Source organism: Acidimicrobiales bacterium, assembly GCA_036273495.1.
GTDB lineage: Bacteria > Actinomycetota > Acidimicrobiia > Acidimicrobiales > JAJPHE01 > DASSEU01.
Genome location: DASUHN010000028.1, coordinates 1 through 2,104, shown reverse-complemented (window position 1 = coordinate 2,104; position 2,104 = coordinate 1). Strand labels below are relative to the sequence as shown.

General features: G+C 73.0%; 2 protein-coding genes. Both read left to right on the top strand.

Going from position 1 to position 2,104, the window contains the following annotated elements:
* Positions 1–760 (top strand): DUF222 domain-containing protein (locus VFW24_01290; GenBank protein ID HEX5265384.1); only part of this gene is annotated, 760 nt, incomplete at its 5' end.
* A complete protein-coding gene (locus tag VFW24_01285) occupies positions 688–1,956 on the top strand; it encodes an SLC13 family permease (GenBank protein ID HEX5265383.1) in 1,269 nt (422 codons plus the stop codon). The genes VFW24_01290 and VFW24_01285, both read left to right, overlap by 73 nt.
* Positions 1,957–2,104 lie beyond the last annotated feature (148 nt).

Below are 2,104 nucleotides of genomic sequence, written 5' to 3'. Positions count from 1 at the left end.
GCGGCTCAGATTCGAGGACTTCTCCGCCGTTGCCGCCTACTGGAAACAACACGCCGATCCCGACGGCACCGACGAGGACGAGGAGGGCCGCCGGCACCGCCGCGACGCCTACCTGGTCGAATCGATCGGCGGCATGTGGTTCGGGCGGATGAGCCTCGATCCCATCTCCGGAGCGATCGTGGCCGGAGAGCACGACCGGATCGAAAAGGCGATGTTCGAAGCGGAATGGGCGGCGGCCAAGGCCCGCCTGGGCCGGGACCCGAGCACCGACGACTTGCAGCGCACCCCGGCCCAGCGCCGGGCCGACGCCTTCGTCGAGATGGCCACCCGTTCCGCCTCGACACCGCCCGGCGCCCAGCGCCCGGCCCCGCTGTTCTCGGTGTTCGTGGGCTACGAGACGATCCACGGGCGCATCTGCCAGCTGGCCAACGGCACGGTGCTGTCTCCCGGGGCGTTCATCCCCTGGTTGGACGAGGCCTACGTCGAGCGGGCCGTGTTCGGGCTGGGCCGGCGGGTCGAGGTGTCCAAGCGGGCCCGGTTCTTCACCGGCGCCACCCGGCGGGGAGTGGAGCTGCGGGACCGCCGCTGCCAGCATCCCTTCTGCGCCCGGAAGCTGGGGGACTGCCAGGTCGACCACATAGTGCCCTATCCGGACGGCCCGACCACCCAGGAGAACGGACAGCTCCTGTGCGGGCCGCACAATCGGGCCAAGGAGAAGGACCGGCGCAACGAGCGACCACCCCCGCCTGGCGCGGCATAGCCGCGGCGGAGCAACGGGAAGGTCCTCTCTACTATCCCCCCATCGAAGTCGACTCGGCGCGGTGGGGATGGCTGCTCGCCGGCGCCGGGAGCGTCGGCGCCCTCGTCGCCGCGCTGCTCGATCCGGCTGCCGCGCGCGCCGCTGCAGCTCAGGACTGGCCCCCGTTCGTGCTCGTGGCCGGGCTGTTGCTGATCGGTCTGGTGGCCCACGACGACGGCCTGTTCGCCCACGCCGGCCGCAAGCTGGCGAACGCCGCGCCCGGAGACGGAGCGCTGTTCGGCGGTGCGGTCGTCCTGATCGCCGCGGTGACGGCGGTGCTGAACCTCGACACGTCGGTGGCCTTCCTGACCCCGGTGCTCTTCCATGCCGGACGGGCGCGGGACGGGAAGGGCGCGTCGCTCCTCTACGCGTGCGTCCTGGTGTCCAACGCCGCCTCGCTCCTCCTCCCGGGCTCCAATCTCACCAACCTCATCGTGCTCGGGCACCTCCACCTGTCGGGCCAGCGCTTCTTCGTTCGGACCGCGCTGCCGTGGGTGGCGGCGGTGGTGGTGACGGCGGGGGTGGTGGCGGTCGGCGGGCGCAGGCTGAGCGGCGAGGACGGGTCCGACTCCGACGGCGCCCGGCAGTCCGACCCCGCACCGGCGCCGAAGCTCGGTCCGGGCCTCGCCGGCGTCCTGGCCGCGGTGGTGCTGGTGCTCGTTCTCCGGTCCCCGGCCGTTCCCGTCGCGGTCGTCGGGGTGCTCGCGGCCGGCGCCCACTTCGTCCGCCGGGGCCAGGGCATGGAGCGGGCGCTCAACGTGCTCGGCCTACCGGTCCTGGTCGGGCTGCTGGGGGTGGCGGTGGCCCTGGGAGCCCTGGGCCGGGCGTGGACCGGGCCGGAGCGGATCCTCGGCCACCTCGACACATGGGCCACCGCCGGAGTTGCCGCCGGCACCTCGGTGCTGGTCAACAACCTGCCGGCGGCGTCGCTGCTCGCGGCGCGTGTGCCCCGTCACCCGTTCGCGCTTCTGGTTGGTCTCGACGTGGGGCCGAACCTGTTCGTCACCGGGTCGCTGTCGTGGATCCTCTGGCTGCAGGCGGCACGCACCGTTGGGGCCCGGCCGTCGGTCGCCCGCGCCACCCGACTGGGGCTGGTAGCCACCCCGATCGCCATGGCCGCCGCTCTCGCGGCTCTGCAGCTCACGCGCGCGGCGTGAGGCCGGGTGGCGCTACGGGCTGATGTGAGGTGTGTAGGGGCGGGGCAGGAGCTCGATCCAGGTGTTGCCCGGCTCGAGGGTGACGGCGCCGGTGGGTCCCTGCAGGGTCATCTTCTGCGAGATGTCGGGTCGTGACCACGTTCCCTGG